General features: G+C 74.8%; 18 protein-coding genes. 5 read left to right on the forward strand and 13 right to left on the reverse strand.

Features of this window, described 5'->3' with window-relative positions; genetic code table 11:
• The first annotated feature begins 50 nt into the window (after positions 1-50).
• From BMW62_RS09350 to BMW62_RS09360, 3 genes are all read left to right on the forward strand, one after another.
• Positions 51-1,274, forward strand: a complete 1,224-nt coding sequence (locus BMW62_RS09350) for a thiolase family protein (protein WP_091930581.1) — start codon at positions 51-53, stop codon at positions 1,272-1,274.
• Positions 1,271-3,358, forward strand: a complete 2,088-nt coding sequence (locus BMW62_RS09355) for a 3-hydroxyacyl-CoA dehydrogenase NAD-binding domain-containing protein (RefSeq protein WP_211435057.1) — start codon at positions 1,271-1,273, stop codon at positions 3,356-3,358. Before BMW62_RS09350 ends, BMW62_RS09355 begins: the two co-directional genes overlap by 4 nt.
• Before the next feature lie 297 nt (positions 3,359-3,655).
• On the forward strand, positions 3,656-4,783 hold the full coding sequence (locus BMW62_RS09360; RefSeq protein WP_091930582.1) for a ScyD/ScyE family protein: 1,128 nt from the start codon (positions 3,656-3,658) through the stop codon (positions 4,781-4,783).
• Positions 4,784-5,071: 288 nt separating this feature from the next.
• Here BMW62_RS09360 and BMW62_RS09365 read toward each other — a convergent pair whose 3' ends face one another.
• The 7 genes from BMW62_RS09365 to BMW62_RS09390 form a co-directional block, all read right to left on the reverse strand.
• Positions 5,072-5,356 (reverse strand): thiamine-binding protein, encoded by a 285-nt coding sequence (locus tag BMW62_RS09365; protein WP_091930583.1) that lies wholly within the window; start codon positions 5,354-5,356, stop codon positions 5,072-5,074.
• Entirely contained in the window at positions 5,353-7,269 is a 1,917-nt protein-coding gene (gene dxs, locus BMW62_RS09370; RefSeq protein WP_091930584.1) for a 1-deoxy-D-xylulose-5-phosphate synthase, read from the reverse strand. The genes BMW62_RS09365 and dxs overlap by 4 nt, the downstream gene beginning before the upstream one ends.
• A gap of 106 nt (positions 7,270-7,375) precedes the next feature.
• Complete coding sequence (locus BMW62_RS09375) at positions 7,376-7,744, reverse strand: hypothetical protein (RefSeq protein ID WP_091930585.1); 369 nt, start codon at positions 7,742-7,744, stop codon at positions 7,376-7,378.
• Between the two features lie 54 nt (positions 7,745-7,798).
• Positions 7,799-8,026: a DUF4177 domain-containing protein gene (locus tag BMW62_RS09380; RefSeq protein WP_091930586.1), complete on the reverse strand. Its 228-nt coding sequence runs from the start codon at positions 8,024-8,026 to the stop codon at positions 7,799-7,801.
• Positions 8,027-8,117: 91 nt separating this feature from the next.
• Entirely contained in the window at positions 8,118-8,252 is a 135-nt protein-coding gene (locus BMW62_RS23445; protein WP_280138631.1) for a hypothetical protein, read from the reverse strand.
• Positions 8,253-8,380: 128 nt separating this feature from the next.
• Positions 8,381-9,670, reverse strand: a complete 1,290-nt coding sequence (locus tag BMW62_RS09385) for a class I SAM-dependent RNA methyltransferase (RefSeq protein WP_280138633.1) — start codon at positions 9,668-9,670, stop codon at positions 8,381-8,383.
• Positions 9,671-9,764: 94 nt separating this feature from the next.
• Complete coding sequence (locus BMW62_RS09390) at positions 9,765-11,807, reverse strand: APC family permease (RefSeq protein ID WP_091930588.1); 2,043 nt, start codon at positions 11,805-11,807, stop codon at positions 9,765-9,767.
• Positions 11,808-11,979: 172 nt separating this feature from the next.
• Here BMW62_RS09390 and BMW62_RS09395 point away from each other — a divergent pair, with 172 nt between their 5' ends.
• Both BMW62_RS09395 and BMW62_RS09400 read left to right on the forward strand, forming a co-directional pair.
• Positions 11,980-12,648 (forward strand): potassium channel family protein, encoded by a 669-nt coding sequence (locus tag BMW62_RS09395; protein WP_091930589.1) that lies wholly within the window; start codon positions 11,980-11,982, stop codon positions 12,646-12,648.
• Entirely contained in the window at positions 12,648-13,328 is a 681-nt protein-coding gene (locus BMW62_RS09400; RefSeq protein WP_091930590.1) for a potassium channel family protein, read from the forward strand. Before BMW62_RS09395 ends, BMW62_RS09400 begins: the two co-directional genes overlap by 1 nt.
• A 39-nt stretch (positions 13,329-13,367) precedes the next feature.
• Here the strand turns inward: BMW62_RS09400 and BMW62_RS09405 are convergent, their stop codons facing one another.
• From BMW62_RS09405 to BMW62_RS09430, 6 genes are all read right to left on the reverse strand, one after another.
• Positions 13,368-14,165: a DUF3159 domain-containing protein gene (locus BMW62_RS09405; protein ID WP_244523932.1), complete on the reverse strand. Its 798-nt coding sequence runs from the start codon at positions 14,163-14,165 to the stop codon at positions 13,368-13,370.
• A gap of 61 nt (positions 14,166-14,226) precedes the next feature.
• On the reverse strand, positions 14,227-14,604 hold the full coding sequence (locus BMW62_RS09410; protein WP_091930644.1) for an OB-fold nucleic acid binding domain-containing protein: 378 nt from the start codon (positions 14,602-14,604) through the stop codon (positions 14,227-14,229).
• A 64-nt stretch (positions 14,605-14,668) separates the two neighbouring features.
• On the reverse strand, positions 14,669-15,442 hold the full coding sequence (locus BMW62_RS09415; RefSeq protein ID WP_091930591.1) for a DUF3710 domain-containing protein: 774 nt from the start codon (positions 15,440-15,442) through the stop codon (positions 14,669-14,671).
• 1 nt (position 15,443) lies between these two features.
• Positions 15,444-15,950: a dUTP diphosphatase gene (gene dut, locus BMW62_RS09420; RefSeq protein WP_091930592.1), complete on the reverse strand. Its 507-nt coding sequence runs from the start codon at positions 15,948-15,950 to the stop codon at positions 15,444-15,446.
• A gap of 149 nt (positions 15,951-16,099) precedes the next feature.
• Entirely contained in the window at positions 16,100-16,969 is an 870-nt protein-coding gene (locus tag BMW62_RS09425; RefSeq protein WP_091930593.1) for a hypothetical protein, read from the reverse strand.
• A 184-nt stretch (positions 16,970-17,153) separates the two neighbouring features.
• Positions 17,154-17,453 (reverse strand): DUF4193 domain-containing protein, encoded by a 300-nt coding sequence (locus BMW62_RS09430; protein WP_091930594.1) that lies wholly within the window; start codon positions 17,451-17,453, stop codon positions 17,154-17,156.
• Positions 17,454-17,644: the final 191 nt, after the last annotated feature.

Genomic DNA, 17,644 nt, shown 5'->3' on the forward strand with positions numbered 1-17,644 from the left:
TGTAGCCCGCCGCGCCCTCCCGGGCCGGCTACGAAACCTGCGGAGGTTCTGTGTCTTCTCCTGAGCGGCGGCCACGCTCGCTGCGTGAGGTCGTCTTCGTCGACGGCGTGCGCACCCCCTTCGGCAAGGCGGGACCTGCGGGCATCTACGCCGAGACGCGCGCCGACGACCTCGTCGTCCGCGTCATCCGCGAGCTGCTGCGCCGCAACCCGGCGCTGCCGGCCGACCGCGTCGACGAGGTGGCCATCGCCGCCACCACGCAGATCGGCGACCAGGGCCTGACCCTCGGCCGGACCGCCGCCCTGCTGGCCGGCCTGCCCACGTCGGTGCCGGGCTACTCGATCGACCGCATGTGCGCCGGCGCCATGACCGCGGTGACCACCACCGCCAGCGGCATCGCCTTCGGGGCCTACGACGTCGCCATCGCCGGCGGGGTCGAGCACATGGGCCGCCACCCGATGGGCGAGGGCGTGGACCCCAACCCGCGCATCGTCAGCGAGAAGCTGGTCGACCCGTCGGCGCTGGTCATGGGCTCGACCGCGGAGAACCTGCACGACCGGTTCCCCCACCTGACCAAGGAGCGCGCCGACGCCTTCGCGCTGGCCAGCCAGCAGAAGTTCGCGAGGGCCCTGGCCAACGGCAAGATCGGCCCGGAGCTGGTCCCGGTCGCCACCCGCTCGGCCGAGCACGGCTGGGGCGTGGCGACCGTCGACGAGCCGCCGCGCCCGCAGACGACCCTCGAGGGCCTGGGCACGCTGAAGACGCCGTTCCGCCCGCACGGCCACGTCACCGCCGGCAACGCCGCGGGCCTGAACGACGGCGCCACCGGCTGCCTGCTGGCCGCCGAGGACGTCGCGCTCGAGCTGGGTCTGGACATCGGCATGCGGCTGGTCGGCTACGGCTTCGTCGGTGTCGAGCCGGAGGTGATGGGCGTGGGCCCGGTGCCGTCGACGGAGCGCGCGCTGGCCCGCACCGGCCTGACCATCGAGGACATCGGCCTGTTCGAGCTGAACGAGGCCTTCGCCGTCCAGGTGCTGGCGTTCCTCGACCACTTCGGCATCGCCGACGACGACGAGCGCGTCAACCCGTGGGGCGGCGCCATCGCCGTCGGCCACCCGCTGGCCTCCTCCGGCGTTCGCCTGATGACCCAGCTGTCCCGCCAGTTCGCCGAGCGCCCCGACGTCCGCTATGGCCTCACCGCCATGTGCGTGGGCCTGGGCATGGGCGCCACCGTGATCTGGGAGAACCCGAACTGGGAGGGGTTCCAGCAGTGACGAACGCCGTCTTCGAGCACGAGGTCGTGACCGCCGCCAAGGTGCGGTTCCTGACCTACCCGGGCCTGGTCGGCGAGATCGCGCTGATCACGCTCGACAACGGGCACGACCACACCCGGCCGTCCACGTTCGGCCCCCGCGGGCTGGCCTCGCTGGACGCCGCGCTGGACGAGATCGCGGCGCACTCGCCGGCGCCGGCGGCCATCGCCGTCACCGGCAAGCCGTTCATCTTCGCCGTGGGCGCCGACCTCTCCGGTGTCCCGGCGGTGACCGATGCCGCCGCGGCGCGGGAGATCGCCGAGACCGGTCACCGGGTGTTCCGGCGGCTCAAGGACTCCTCGATCCCGACCTTCGCGTTCGTCAACGGCGTCGCGCTGGGCGGTGGCCTGGAGCTGGCGCTGCACTGCCACTACCGCACCATCAGCGGGGGCGCGGCGGTCGGCTTCCCCGAGGCCTTCCTCGGCCTGGTGCCCGGCTGGGGCGGCACGCAGCTGCTGCCGAACCTGATCGGCATCGACGCCGCCGTCACGGTGGTCGTCGAGAACGCCCTGGCGCAGAACAGGATGACGCCCGCCCCCAAGGCCGCGAAGCTGGGCATCGCCGACGCCCTGTTCGAACCGGCCGACTTCCTGGAACGCTCGCTGGAGTGGGCCGTGGGCGTGCTCGACGGCTCGGTCGCGGTCTCCCGCCCGGAGGTCGACCGCTCCGCGTGGGACGCCGCCATCGCGCGGGCCCGCGCGATCGTCGCCGGCCGCACCCGCGACGCCTCCCCCGGCGCCGTCCGGTCGGTCGAGCTGCTCGACCTGGCCCGGGCCGGTGTCGACGGCGAGGCGTTCACCACCGGCACGGCCGCGGAGGACGACGCGCTCACCGAGCTGCTGATGAGCGACCCGCTGCGGGCCTCGCTCTACTCCTTCGACCTGGTGAACAAGCGGGCGAAGCGGCCGGCCGGCGCGCCGGACAAGAAGCTCGCCCGCAAGGTCACCAAGGTCGGCGTCGTCGGCGCCGGCCTCATGGCCTCGCAGCTGGCGATGCTGTTCGTGCGGCAGCTGAAGGTGCCGGTGGTCCTCACCGACATCGACCAGGCCCGCGTGGACAAGGGCGTGGCCTACGTGCACGGCGAGCTGGACAAGCTCGCGCAGCGCGGCCGGCTGACCGCCGACAAGCTGAACCAGCTCAAGAGCCTGGTCACCGGCTCGCTGTCCAAGGACGCCTTCGCCGACGCCGACCTCGTCATCGAGGCCGTGTTCGAGGAGATGTCGGTCAAGCAGCAGGTGTTCGCCGAGGTGGAGGCCGTCGTCTCGCCCGAGTGCGTGCTGGCGACCAACACGTCGGCGCTGTCGGTGACCGAGATGGCCGCGAAGCTGGAGCACCCCGAGCGCGTGGTCGGGCTGCACTTCTTCAACCCGGTGGCGGTCCTGCCGCTGCTGGAGGTCGTGCGCGCCGAGCAGACCGACGACGCCACGCTGGCCACGGCCTTCGCCGTCGGGAAGTCGCTGAAGAAGAGCTGCGTGCTGGTCGCCGACGCCCCGGCGTTCGTGGTCAACCGGCTGCTCACCCGCTTCCTGGGCGAGATCACCTCGGCCGTGGAGCAGGGCACGCCGGTCGAGGTGGCCGAGCGCGCCCTCGACCCGCTGGGCCTGCCGATGACGCCGTTCGAGCTGCTCTCGCTCGTCGGCCCCGCGGTGGCGCTACACGTGGCCGAGCGGATGCACGAGGCCTTCCCCGACCGGTTCGCCGTCGGCGAGGGGCTCAAGCGGATCGTCGAGCTCGGCAAGACCGGCGTGTTCGTCGAGCCGGGCGTCGTCGACCCGGAGCTGGCGGGCGCCTTCACCGGCGACTCGAAGCTCACCGCGGAGCAGGTGCACGACCGCGCGGTCGAGGCGCTGGCGCAGGAGATCCGGCTGATGCTGGACGAGGGCGTCGTGCAGGCGGTGCAGGACATCGACCTGTGCATGATCCTCGGCGCCGGGTGGCCGTTCTGGCTGGGCGGCATCTCCGCCTACCTCGACCGCACCGGCGTCTCGGAGCGGGTCACCGGCTCGCGGTTCCTGCCGGCGGGCGTGGCCTCCCTCCCCACCTGATGATGATCAGCTGACCTGATCGTTCCCGGCCCTGGCTCACGGTCGGCGGTGAGCCAGGACCCGGAACGGTGAGCCAGGACGACGGCCCGGCCCCTCGCAGTGCAGGGAGCCGGGCCGTTCGCCGTCCTCGCCCAGCTCAGGGGCGCGGAGCGCACGGCGCGCCGGCAGCGCATCCTCCGCGGGACGCCAAAGGATCTTGACGGCCCTGCGACCCCCCTGCCAGGTTCGGCGTCCTTCGCCGGGCCGTGCCGACGGCCCGGATATCTGGATTGGGCAGGGGAAACGATGAGACGTCTCGTGTGTGCAGCGGCCACCGCCGGTCTGGCGGTCACGACGCTGGTGATCAGTCCCGCCGCCGCTGCGCCGCCGGCCGGTCCCGCCGACGCCTCGCGGCTGGCCCCGGTGCCGGTCGCGCGGCAGCTGGACAACCCGCGGCAGCTGGACATGACCAGCGACGGCGTCCTCGTCATCGCGGAGTCCGGGACCGGCGGCGACGACTGCGCCGACGTGGGCGGGGACACCGTCTGCGTCGGGACCACCGGGGCGGTCAGCATCGTCCGGCACCCGGCGAAGGTCCAGGGGGTCACCGCGGAGCGCGTGGTGACCGGCCTGCTGTCCGAGGCGGGCCCCTCCGGGATCGGCGCGACCGGCAACGACGCGGCGAGCGCGCGCACCCTGGGCCGGATCTACATCGCCAAGGACGTCGACGTCCCGGACGGCATCACCGGGCTGCCGGAGGAGCAGGAGGGCAAGCTGCTGCGCGCGGCGGCGGGCCGGCCGGCCTCGGTCGTCGCCGACATCCGCGCCTTCGAGGCGGCGAACGACCCCGACGGCCAGGGGGTCGAGTCGAACCCGTACGCCGTGCTCGACATCGGCGACAAGGTGCTCGTCGCCGACGCCGCGGCCAACGCCGTCCTCGCGGTCGACAGGCGCGGCCGGATCAGCGTGTTCGCCGTCCTGCCCACCATCACCGGCGGCGCCTGCGACACCCGGCTCAACCAGGACGGCAGCTACTCCTGCGACCCGGTGCCGACGGCGCTCAGCTTCAGCCGCGACGGGGACGTGATCGTGGGCGGCCTCGGGTCGCTGGTCCCCGGCGCCGGCCGGGTGTGGGAGCTCGACCACCGGACCGGTGCGATCCAGCAGACCTGGACCGGCTTCACCGGGGTGACCGGTGCGGCGCAGGACCAGGCGGGCAATCTCTACGCGAGCGAACTCTTCGGCGGCGATGACGGGTCCGGTCAGCTGGTGATGGTGCCGAAGAACGGCGCCCGGGCCACGCTGCCCGTGCCCTCGCCGGCGGGCGTGGTCGTCGACCAGCGCGGGAACGTGTACGTGGCCGCCAACTCGCTCTCCCCCGGCACCGGCATCGGTGCGCCGGACAGCGACGGGCAGGTCTGGCGGCTGACCAAGCGGTCGTTCTGACGCGCTGACCACGACCGGCGGCGACGTCGGAGGCGGTGGGTCGACGACCTCGACCTGCCGCCGCCTTCCTCGCCGCCGGGCCCCCGCTGGGATCATGTGACCTGATCATGGAGCGCCCTCCCTCACGGTGTGCGGTGAGGGAGGACGCTCTCCGGTGAGGGAGGACGACGACGGACGCCGCTGCCAAGCCCGAGCGCATCGGCGGGCTCGACCTCGCCGTGCGGCGGCGAACCGCGCCGCACACCGCGCGGAGGGCTGACGTACGGCGAGGACGAGCCGGAGGGGGGCTCAGCGGAACTTGGCGGTGAGGCTGTCCATCGTGCGGTTCACCGAGGCGACCTTGAGGTGCGAGAGGCCCGCGTCGGCGCCAGCGGCGAGCATCGCCTCGTGCGCGGCGCGCAGTGTGGCCCACACCTCGTCGGCCTCGCCCTCGAGCGTGGTGCCCAGCGCACCCACCTCGTAGCGCAACCCGGATGCCTGGATGACGGCGATCGCCGCCTCCACGTGGGCGTGCGGGTCCTCCGCCGTGCCGGGCGGCGAGGGCGCCACCTGGATCTCCGCGATGACGGTCATCGCCCGCCCTCGACCGGCTCGACGACGGGATTCTCGGCGCGCTCGGTCAGCCGGGCGGTCCACTCGGCGATCCGCCGGGCGACGTCCTGCTCGGTCAGCCCTGCGTCGGCCAGCACCTGCCCGCGGCTGCCGTGCTCGAAGAATCGCTGCGGCAGGCCCAGCGTGCGCACGGGGACGTCGACGTCGCGGTCCTGCAGCGCCTGGGAGAGCGTGGTGCCCACTCCCCCGGCCCGGCCGCCGTCCTCGACCGTGACGACCAGCCGGTGCCCGGCGGCCAGCTCGACCAGCTCGGGAGAGACCGGCAGGACCCAGCGCGGGTCGACGACGGTCACCTCGATGCCGTGGTCGGCGGCCCGCTCGGCCACGGCCTGGCACATCGGGACCATCGACCCGACGGCGACCAGCAGCACCTCCGCCCGGCTGCCGCGGCGCAGCACGTCCACCCGACCGCGCCGCTCGACGGCCGGGATGTCCGGCGGCAGCGAACCCTTCGGGAACCGCACCACCGACGGCCCGTCGGTGATGTCGACCGCCTCGCGCAGCGCCTCGCGCAGGGTGGCCTCGTCGCGCGGCGCGGCCAGGGCCAGCCCGGGCACGACGGAGAGGATCGACATGTCCCACATGCCGTTGTGCGAGGCGCCGTCCTCACCGGTCACCCCGGCGCGGTCGAGCACCACCGTCACCGGCTGCCGGTGCAGGGCGACGTCCATGAGCAGCTGGTCGAACGCCCGGTTGAGGAACGTCGAGTAGACGGCGACGACCGGGTGCAGCCCGGCCATGGCCAGCCCGGCGGCCGAGGTGAGCGCGTGCTGCTCGGCGATGCCGACGTCGAAGGTGCGTTCGGGGAACCGCTCGGCGAACGGGGCCAGGCCGGTGGGGTGCAGCATCGCGGCGGTGATCGCGACGACGTCGGGGCGCTCGGCACCCACCCGCACCAGCTCGTCGGCGAAGGCGTCGGTCCAGGCCAGCCCCGTCTTGCGCACGCTGGCGCCGCTGTCGGGGTCGAAGACACCGGTCGCGTGCCAGGCGTCGATCTGGTCGGTCTCGGCCGGCGGGTAGCCGAAGCCCTTGGTGGTGACGGCGTGCACGATGACGGGGCCGCCGAAGGAGCGGGCCCGGCGCAGCGCCGACTCCACCGCCCGGATGTCGTGGCCGTCGACCGGGCCCACGTACTTCATGCCGAGGTCCTCGAACATGCCCTGCGGCGAGAGGACGTCCTTGAGGCCCTTCTTGATCGCGTGCAGCGCGTCGTAGAGGGCCGAGCCGACGACGGGCGCCCGGTGCAGGGCCTGGCGCACCTGCAGCAGCGCGTTCTCGTAGCCCGGGCGCAGCCGCAGGGTGGCCAGCGCGTCGGCGACGCCGCCGATCGTCGGCGAGTAGGAGCGGCCGTTGTCGTTGACCACGATGACGACCGGGCGGTCCTGCGCGGCGGCGATGTTGTTCAGCGCCTCCCAGGCCATCCCCCCGGTCAGCGCGCCGTCGCCGATGACGGCGACGACGGGGCGGGAGTCGCCGCGGATGGCGAAGGCCTTGGCCAGCCCGTCGGCGTAGGACAACGACGTCGAAGCGTGGCTGTTCTCCACCCAGTCGTGGTCGCTCTCGGCGCGGCTGGGGTAGCCCGACAGACCGCCGCGCTGGCGCAGCCGCTCGAAGCCCTCGACCCGGCCGGTGAGCATCTTGTGCACGTAGGACTGGTGGCCGGTGTCGAAGACGATCGGCTCGCGCGGGGAGTCGAACACCCGGTGCAGGGCGATGGTCAGCTCGACGCAGCCCAGGTTCGGGCCGAGGTGACCCCCGGTCCTGGCCACGCTGGTGACCAGCGCATCACGGATCTCCGCCGCCAGGGCGGGAAGCGCTTCGGACTCGAGGGCCCTGACGTCTTCCGGGCCCCGCAGCGATCGCAGGAGCGGCACGGTGCGGCGGTGTCCTCTCGGTCGGGCGGCCCCGGGAAGCAGCCGCCGATCCACTGTAGCTGCGGTTTACCGGCACTTCCGGTCGAGCGGGTGCCGCGGATGCAGCTCACAGCCGCGGCACCCAGCGCTCCCCTCGCAGCGCCCCGCCGACGACCTCCACCCCGCGGGCGGCCGCGGCCAGCCGGGCGCCCTCGCGCTCGTAGGCACCCATCGCCGCCTCGATCGCCTCCGGCGGGAGCTGGTCGGCCAGCTCGACCCGCAGGGTCCGCCAGCCGGCGCGGGCGGCCTCCAGGCCGGCGGCGACGTGGTCGCCGGCGAACCGGGCGAGCAGCACGGGGTAGCGGCGGAGCACCTCGTGCGCGCGGTAGTCCGGTGGCACGAGGTCGAACAGCCAGGCGACGGCGGTGCGCTCCCAGTCAGGGGCGCCCGGCGGGCGGACCTCCTCCGGCCAGCCCGGTGGCAGCGACGTCTCCACCGCACCATTCTGCCCCACGCGTCGAACATGCGTTCGACACCGGGGCGTGTCGGGTCAGGAGGACTGGCGCTTCAGCCAGAACTGCTCGAAGCCCCACGTCCCGGCGCCGCTGGAGTGGTAGCTGACCAGCTCCCACCCCTCGGCACCGAGCTTGTTGAGCACCGAGCTGGTGTCGCCCTGCTGGCGTTCCGACTGTCCGCCGGGGAGCTTGACGCTCACGCCGGCCCGCTGCGACTCCGCATCGTTGGCGGTGATGACCGAGGCGTATTCCCACGTGGGCACCCCCTGACCGTAGCGAGGCGGGCGGCATCGCGGGCAGCCGGGCGGGCGCGACGGACCGCCCAGGGCCGCCGGCCACCCCCGCCGGCGACGGTCAGAGGGCGACGCCGTCCTCCACCTCGAGCCCCAGCGCCAGCGCGGCGCCGGCGGCGACGAACCACCAGCCGAGCGCCAGGAACTTGCGGGCGGCCGCCACGTGCGGGTGGGCGGCGCCGGTCGTGCTCTGCATCGCATCTCCCCTCGTCACGCGGCGGACGCTACGCAGGACACCGGGCAGGAGGTCGACGGGTGTGACTGCTGCGACGGGAGTGGTCCTCCGTCGCCGAACCGCCACGTGGCAGGCGGACCGGGGTGTCGTCAGGCGGGCACGAGCAGCGCGACGCACTCCACGTGGGCGGTCATCGGGAAGGCGTCGAACCCGCGGAGCGCGGCCAGCCGGTACCCGGCGGCGGAGAAGGCGGCGACGTCCCGCCCCAGCGCCGCGGGGTCGCAGGCCACGTAGACGACGGCCCGCGCGCCGGCGCCGGCGAGCAGGCGGCTCACCGCCGTCCCGGCACCGGCCCGGGGCGGGTCGAGGACGACGACGTCGGGCCCGGGACCCAGCTCGGCGAGGAGGCCGGCGAGCCCGTCGGCGTCCACCTCGCCCTGCCACACCTCCGCCTGCGGCAGGTCGGCGAGGTTGGCGTCCGCGGCCGCGCAGGCGCCGGGGTCGGCCTCGACGCAGACGACGCGGCCGCCGGCCCCCACCGCCGGGGCGAGCGCACCGCCGAACAGCCCCGCGCCGGCGTAGAGGTCGAGCACCGTCTCGCCGGCCGCCACGGCGGCGAACCCGGCGACGGCGTCGACCAGCGCGTCGGCTGCGGCGGGGTGCACCTGCCAGAATCCGGTGCCCTCGACCTCCCAGTCCCGGCCCCCGGCGCGCCGCTCGGAGCGGCCCGCGGGCTCGGCGGGCAGCTCCTCCCCCGCGCGCCGCACCTCGGCGGCGCGCGGCCGTCCGCGGCGGTCGAGCGGAGCGGTCGTCACCGCACCGGTCGAGTCGATCGACACGTCCACGGCGCCCGCGCCGGGCCAGCGCCGTCCGAGCACCGCCCGGGCGGCCGGCTCGGCGGTGATCGGGCAGTCGTCGAGCACCACGACGTCGTGCGAGCGGTGCCGCCGGAGGCCGGGAACGCCGGTGCCGTCGACGGCGAAGCGGGCACGGGAGCGCCAGCGCAGCGGGCCGCCGGGCAGCTCCTCGACGGCGAGCCCGGCCACCACCGGCTCCCCGGCGTCCAGGCCGCCGAGCCGGACCAGCTGCTCGCGGACCACCGACGCCTTGAGCCGGCGCTGCTCGGCCGGGTCGACGTGCTGCCAGTCGCACCCGCCGCACTTCCCGGGACCGCTGTACGGGCAGGGGCGCTCCACCCGCCCTGGCGCCGCCTCCAGCACGTCGACGGCGTCGGCGCGGCAGAAGCCGGGGTGCCGGTCCTCGGTGACCCGCACGCGCACCCGCTCGCCGGGGAGCGCATGCCGGACGAACACCACCCGGCCCTCGTGCCGGGCGACGCAGTGCCCGCCGTGCGCCACCGGCCCGACGTCCACCTCGAACTCACGCCCGGTCCACCCCAGGCCCCGGTCAGGTGACGTGCTGGAACGGCCCCGCTGCAGGGGGCCGCCGCGAGCTCGCGAGCGGCGGGGGGCAGCGGCAGCCTCGTCCCGAGCCTCGCCCCGAGCCTGCGAGGGGTGAGGAGGACGGGGTCCTTCAGCCATACGGCGTCACGTCGACCTCGTCGTCGGTGAACCCGCGCCGCAGGTCACCCGGGACCGGGCCGCCGCGGCGTCCGTCGTCGTCCTGGCCGACCGAGCTCTCCAGCTGCCACGGCACGGTCGTGATCATCACGCCGGGCTGGAACTGCAGCCGGGCACGCAGGCGCAACGCGCTCTGGTTGTGCAGCACGTTCTCCCACCAGTGCCCGACGACGTACTGCGGCACGAAGACCACCACCAGCTCGCGCGGGCTGTCCCGCCGGATGCCCTTCACGTAGTCGAGGACCGGCCGGGTGATCTCCCGGTACGGCGACTCCAGCACGGTGAGCGGGACCGGGATGTCGTAGCGCTGCCAGTCGGCCTGCAGCGCGCGGGTCTCGCCGTCGTCGACGTTCACCGTGAGCGCGGTCAGCGCGTCCGGGCGGGTCGCCCGGGCGAAGCTCAGCGCGCGCAGCGTCGGCTTGTGCACCTTCGAGACGAGGACGACGGCGTGCACCTTGCTCGGCAGGGTGCGGGCGTCGGCGTCGGGCTCGAGCTGCTCCGACACGTGGCAGTAGTGCCGGTTGATCCCCTTCATCAGCGCGATGAGGACGGGCATGGCCAGCAGCACCAGCCAGGCGCCGTGGGTGAACTTGGTGACGACGATGATGACGAGGACGACGCCGGTGAGGGTTCCGCCGACGGCGTTGATGGCCTGGGACCGCCGGATCCGGGCGCGCACCGCCGGGTCGGTGACGCTGCGCAGCTCGCGGTTCCAGTGCCGCACCATGCCCGTCTGCCCCAGCGTGAAGCTGGTGAAGACCCCGACGATGTACATCTGGATGAGCCGGTTGACGTCGGCGTCGAAGGCGAAGATGAGCAGCCCGGCGAAGCCCGCGAGCAGCAGGATGCCGTTGCTGTAGACGAGCTTGTCGCCGCGGGTGTGCAGCTGCCGCGGCATGAACCGGTCCTGGGCGAGCACGTTGCCCAGCAGCGGGAACCCGTTGAACGCCGTGTTGGCCGCCAGGATCAGGACCAGCGCCGTGGCCGCCTGGACGAAGAAGAAGCCGAACGAGGTGTCGCCGCCGAAGGTGGCGGCGGCCAGCTGCGCGATGACCGTGCGCTGCGGATCGGTCTCGCAGTCCCCGGGGAACCCGACCAGGTCGCAGGTGTGCTCGACGTACTTCACGTCGGCGAGCAGGGCGAGGGCGGTGACGCCGGCGAACATCGTGGCCGCGATCCCGCCCATGAGCGCGAGGGTGGTCGCCGCGTTGCGGCTCTTGGGCGGGCGGAAGGCGGGAACACCGTTGGCGATCGCCTCGACGCCGGTGAGCGCGGTGCAGCCGGAGGCGAAGGCGCGCAGCGCGAAGAAGATCAGGGCGAGCCCGGTGACGTCCTCGTACCCCGGCTCGGGCAGCACGGTCCACGAGGCGCTCTCCGCGACCAGGCCGCCCCCGGTGACGAAGTACTTCAGCAGGCCGGTGACGACCATGATCATGATGCCGCTGATGAAGAGGTAGGTCGGCGCCGCGAAGGTCCGCCCCGATTCCCGCACGCCGCGCAGGTTGACCGCGGCCAGCAGGGCCACGAGGCCCAGGGCGATCAGGACGCGGTGCTCGTTGAGCTCGGGGAACGCCGAGATGATGTTGTCGGTCCCCGCCGACACCGACACCGCGACGGTGAGGACGTAGTCCACGAGCAGCGCGCTCGCCACCGTCACACCGGCCCACTGCCCGTGGTTCTTGACGGCGACCTCGTAGTCACCACCGCCCGACGGGTAGGCGCGCACCACCTGCCGGTAGGAGAGCACCACCGTCGTGAGCAGCACCACGACGCCGATCGCGATCCAGGGGGCGAAGAAGAGGAACGCCGTGCCGGCCAGCGTCAGGACGATCAGGATCTCCTGGGTGGCGTAGGCCACGGAGGAGAGCGGGTCGCTGGCGAAGATCGGCAGCGCGAGCCGCTTGGGCAGCAACGACTCCCCCGCCCGGTCGCTGCGCACGGGTCGGCCGAGGACGAGGCGTTTCGGTAGTTGTCCGAGGTCGGACAGGCTTGGCACGGCGCGATGGTACGGACGCGCGGCACCCCGGCGGGCGTGACTCGGCCCACCCGGCCCCGATGGGGGATACGGGCGTCCTGGCCGCTGGCGCATCCCCGGCGGGTGTAGCTTCGCGGCCGGTGATGCGCAGGCGGACGGCGCCGGCGCCACCGGGGATCTGCGGGAGTGACGCGTGCACGTGGTCGTGATGGGCTGCGGCCGTGTCGGCTCGGCCATCGCCCGGCGCCTGGAGCAGATCGGGCACAGCGTGGCCGTGATCGACCAGGACCCCGAGGCGTTCCGCCGGCTGGGGCCGGACTTCGCCGGGCGCCAGATCAAGGGCCTGGGCTTCGACCGGCAGACCCTGCTCGACGCCGGCATCGACTCCGCGGGCGCCTTCGCCGCGGTGAGCAGCGGCGACAACTCCAACATCATCTCGGCCCGGGTGGCGCGGGAGACCTTCGGCGTCCAGCACGTCGTGGCGCGGATCTACGACTCCAAGCGGGCCGAGGTCTACGAGCGCATGGGCATCCCCAGCGTGGCCACGGTGCCGTGGACGGTGAACCGGCTGCTGCGCGAGCTGCTGTCGGTCAAGGTGAGCGAGCTGTGGCGCGAGCCCACCGGGAAGGTGCTGCTCGTGCGCGTCACCGTCACCGACGCCTGGGTGGGCCGCAAGCTGGCCGCCCTCGAGGCGGCGACCGGCGCCCGGGCGGCCTGGCTGACCCGGTTCGGCGAGGCCCAGCTGCCGACGCCGACCACGGTCCTCCAGGACGGCGACCAGCTCGTCGTCGCCGTCACCGACGAGCTGACGGCGCGGGTGCACGAGGTCGTCGAGCGCGGCCCCCAGGAGGCTGGTCACTGATGCGAGTCGCGATCGTGGGAGCCGGCGCGGTCGGCCGCTCCATCGCTGGTGAGCTGCTGGAGAACGGCCACACCGTCATGCTCATCGAGAAGGACGGCCGCAAGGTGCGCACCCGCTCGGTGCCGGGCGCGGAATGGGTGCAGGCCGACGCCTGCGAGGTCTCCTCCCTGGAGGAGGCGCAGCTGGCGACCTGCGACGTCGTCGTGGCCGCGACCGGTGACGACAAGGCCAACCTCGTCGTGTCGCTGCTGGCCAAGACGGAGTTCGCGGTCAACCGCGTGGTCGCCCGGGTCAAGGACCCGCGCAACGAGTGGCTCTACACCGAGGCGTGGGGGGTCGACGTCGCCGTCTCCACCCCCCGCGTGCTGGCCGCCCTGGTCGAGGAGGCGGTGACCGTCGGCGACGTCGTCCGGCTCATGAGCTTCCGCAAGGGCGCGGCCAACCTGGTCGAGATCACCCTCGGCGACGACACCCCCTGGGTCGGGCGCGCGCTGCGCGAGGTGCCGCTCCCCCGCGAGACGGTGCTCACCACGATCCTGCGCGGCGACCGGGTGATCACCCCGTCGCCCGACGAGCCGCTGGAGTCCGGTGACGAGCTGCTGTTCGTGTCGCACGGCGACACCGAGGAGGAGCTGCAGTACGTCTTCGCCCCGGAGGGCCCGGGCGGCACCGCCCGCTGAGGGAGGACCTGGTCCGCTCCCTGCCGCGGACGGGCCGGCTCAGGCGGTGCGGTCGGCCTCGGGCGGGCCGGGGCTGCGGTGCCGGTGCAGGCGGGCGACCACCCACAGGCTGATCACCAGCACGACGGCGGTGAGCGGCAGGCCGAGCACGACCGACGCGGTGCCCAGCAGCTCCACCTCGTCGGCGCGGTAGAGCACCCACTGGACGCCCGCGCGCAGGAGGAACGAGGCGGCCCACAGCGCGGTGAGCCACGAGTAGGCGCGCAGCAGCCGGGGCTCACGGCGCCAGTGCAGCTGCGGCGCGGCCGTCGGATCGGGGCGAACCGGCGTGCTCGCCGCCGGCTCGGTGCCCCGCGCCGCCCGGCGGTTCCAGGGCATGGAGTGCGCGGCCATCGAGCCGAGGTGGCTCGGCGCCAGGAACTCCGCGACGACGCCGACGAGGGGCCACCGGAACGGGATGGAGCCCAGGAGCACCACCCCGACGACGAGGCTGCGCACGATCCCGAGCACGAAGAAGTCGCGGGCCTCGCCGGTGTTGGCCGCGATGGCCACCGCGATGCCGACCCCGATCAGCCCGCTCACGGCCTGCTGCACGCTCTGCCGCCGGGCCAGCCGCAGGGCGAACACCACGACCGCCGCGGCCACCGCCGCCCAGATGCCGGTGCGCAACCCGGCCAGGCCGTTGGCCACGATGAACGCGATGGTGGGCAGCGTCGCGTCGACCATGCCCCGCCAGCCGCCCAGCTGCGACAGCAGCCGCTCGCGGTCGAACACCGAGGTGGAGGAGCCGGTCTCGGGACCGTCCTCGCCGTCGTCCGGCCGGCCCGCTGCGGTCACCCTCGTCCCCCTCGTTCGCTCCCCGTCCCGCGCGTGGCGGTCCCCGGCCACCGTGCGGCGGTCAGCCGGCGTTCAGCTCGTACCAGGGGTTGTAGATGACCTGCCGCCCGTCGAAGGCGGCGAACCGCCCGCGCGCGGTCAGCGAGCGGCCCGGTTCGATGCCGGCGATGCGCCGCCGCCCCAGCCAGACCAGGGTCACCGACCCCGACCCGTCGAACAGCTCGGCCTCGAGCGTGGGCACCGTCTCGCGAGGGGTGTAGACGACCGACTTCAGCCGGCCGGTGACGGTGACCACCGCGCCCTTGCGGCAGGCGCTGACCGGTTCGCAGCCGGCGCTGGCCGATCCCGCCCGCAGCTCCTGGGCGTCGATGGTGTGGTCGTCGGCGGTGAGTCGCTGCAACGTGCGCGACCACCAGCCCGCCGGTCGGGTCTCCGTCACGGGACCAGCGTAGTTCGCCGTCGTGCACAGGCGGACGCGCACCGGTGTTCGCTGCGTCGCGTCGTCAGGCGGGGTCTCCGGCGGGGCCGCCGGCCGGCGGCTGCCGGGCGGCGCCCGGAGGGGGCTGCGGGGCCGCGCCCGGAGGGGACGGGGGCGCGCCCGGAGGGGGCTGCTGCGCCGCCAGCTGCGCCGCGGCCTGCGGCGGGAGGGCGAGCGGGAGCGGCTCGCGCACCGGCATGGGCTCGGAGCCCCGGACGACGACGATGCCGCGGAAGGCGGCCTCCAGCGCCGCCGCCTCCGCCTCGCCGCCCGCGGCCGCGGAGCCGCTGAGCAGACCGCGCAGGAACCAGCGCGGACCGTCGACGCCGAGGAAGCGGGCCGGCCGCCGCGTCGCCGGCGGGGTGGGCTGCCCGGGCTGCGGTGCCACCGCCGCCATGACGGTCCCGGCCAGCTCGAGACCGAACGGGCCCTCCACCTCGCGCAGGGACGCGCCCTGCCCGGAGGCGCTGCGGGCCAGCTCGGCCCGGACGTCGTCCCAGATGCCGCCCGCCCGGGGCGCGGCGAACGCCGCGACCTGCAGCAGCGAGTTGCCGTGGCGCAGCGTCGCGCCGATCACCTTCTGCTGCTGGTTGAGCTCCACCCGCAGGTCCATCCCGGGGAGCGCCGGCAGCCGGATGGCCCCCAGGTCGATGCGCGCCAGCCCGTCCTCGGGGGCGTCGGCCTCGTCCCAGGGCCCGGTGGTCTCGTCGATGTCCCGGATCCGCTGCTGCGGCTCCGGGGGCACGCCCCGCTCGCGCAGGCTGCGGTCGATGCGGCTGCGCCGCCGTCCGAACGGCATGTCAGTTCCGCCCCTCGAGTGATGATGCGTCGGAGGACCCGGGCGTGGCGGCGCCGTGCCCGCCGGTCGAGCCGTGGCCGCCCTCGCCGCGGGCGCTGGCCGGGAGGTCGCGCACCGGGACGAACCGCGCGCGGACCACCGGCTGCACCACCAGCTGCGCGATGCGGTCGCCGCGGGAGAGCCGCAGCGGTGCCACCGGGTCCAGGTTGATGAGGTTGACCATGATCTCCCCGCGGTAGCCCGCGTCGATGGTCCCGGGTGCGTTCACCATGCTCAGCCCGAGCCGGTGCGCCAGCCCCGAGCGCGGGTGCACGAAACCGGCGTAGCCCTCGGGGATCGCCACCGCCACCCCGGTACTCACCAGCCGGCGCTCGAAGGGGGCCAGCTCGACGTCCTCGGCCGCGGTCAGGTCGGCGCCCGCGTCACCGGCCAGGGCGTAGCGCGGGACGGCGCCGTCGGGCGCGGTGAGCCGGACGGGCACGTCCAGCTCGGCGGAGAGATCGGGCACGTCGGCGACCCTATAAGGACCGCCCTGCCCCCCACCGCTCGCGGGCTCGCGGCGGGCCCCTGCAGGGAGGCCGTGCCATGCCGTCACCAGGCTCTGGGCGGGGCCGGGGCCGCGGGGCCGACGCCGGGACCCCGGACGGACCCGGACCGTCAGGCCGGGGGGTCCCGCAGGTCGTCGAGGATGCGGCGCGCGAGGCCCTCGGTCGCACGGCGGTTGCCGCGGCCGGAGAGCGCGGCGCCGACGAGGAACGGGGCCGCCGCCGGCAGCGCCCCGGCCAGCCGGCGGGTCAGCCGCCGGCGCAGCGCACGCACGCCCGCGGCGCCCAGGACCGCCCCCAGCCCGGCGACGCCGCCGTCCCGCACGGCGCGCTGCTCCGACCACCCGGCCAGGTAGGCCTGGGCGCGCGCGGCGGCATCCCCCGGGGCGCGCCGGCCGTGCAGCTCGTGCAGCTCGCCGATGAGCACGACCTCCACGGCGGCGACGAGGACCGTCTCGGCCCCCAGCTCCAGGGGGACGGCGAGCAGCGACGGCGGCGCGAACCAGTGGGCGGCCGAGAGCCCGCCCGTGGCCGCCCCGATGCCCGAGGTGGCGCGGGCGGCGCGCTGGACGAGCGCCTCGGCGATCTCCTCGTCGCGCATCCCGGGGTGGGCGGCGCGCAGCTTCTCCCGGTCACGGATCGGCAGCCGGGGCGCCGCCGCTGCCAGGAGGTCGCCGAGCAGCGCCCCGGGCGCCCCGCCGGCCTTGCCGGTCACCCGGGTGCCGGACGGACCGGGTGACGGCTGGGCGCCGCTGCCGAACGCGCCGGCCACCGCGCCGGCGACGGCGGCGACGACGTCGCGCAGCCCCCCGCCGGCGGACCGGTCCGCGCTGCCACCGGTCAACCCGGCGACGGCGTCGGCGATCGCCCGCCCGGCGCGCGCGAGCGGGCTCTCCTCCGCCGTCGCGGGGGCGTCCTGCTGCGCGACCGGGCGCGGCGGCGGGACGTCACGGGGCGACCCGGTGCGCGAGCCGTCGGTCATCCGTCGTCCCTTTCACGGTGAGGCGCTGGAACAGTCCCTCGCGAGGCGCGCGAACGGCCCCCTCGCAGGATCCCGGAACGGCCACCCTCCAGGGTCCCGCGCCGAGCGGGTGACCGTCTGGAACGGCCGTCCTTCAGGGGCCCGCGCCGAGCCTGCGAGGCGTGGGGGGAAGGGCGGTCCTTTCTCAGGCGCAGTCGCGGCAGAACAGCTGGTCGCCGCGCGTGGAGGCCAGCCGGCTGCGGTGCTGCACCAGGAAGCAGCGCGAGCAGGTGAACTCGTCCTCCTGCTTGGGCAGGACGCGGACGGTCAGCTCCTCGTTCGACAGGTCGGCGCCGGGCAGCTCGAGGTTCTCGTTGAAGTCCGTCTCGTCGACGTCGACCGACGAGGACTGCGCCTCGGCCCGTCGCGCCTTGAGCTCCTCGAGCGAGTCCTCGCCGAGCTCGTCGGTCTCGTTGCGGCGCGGGGCGTCGTAGTCGGTGGCCATGGGGTGTGCCCCTCCTCCGGGGTTCCGCGGGCGTCGTGCCCGCTCGTCTGACGCGGCGCGGGGTGCGCGCCGTCGTCCTGGCCGTTCGCCGGTGGGCGACCGGTGGGTCGGTGTGTGGGGGCGGCCCGCACCGGGCGCCCGTCCACGTGCGCCGGCCCTCCTCGCGGAAGGCCAGCAGCCCCCCAACGCCG

The organism is Blastococcus sp. DSM 46786 (assembly GCF_900109665.1).
In the GTDB taxonomy this organism is placed as follows: domain Bacteria; phylum Actinomycetota; class Actinomycetes; order Mycobacteriales; family Geodermatophilaceae; genus Blastococcus; species Blastococcus carthaginiensis.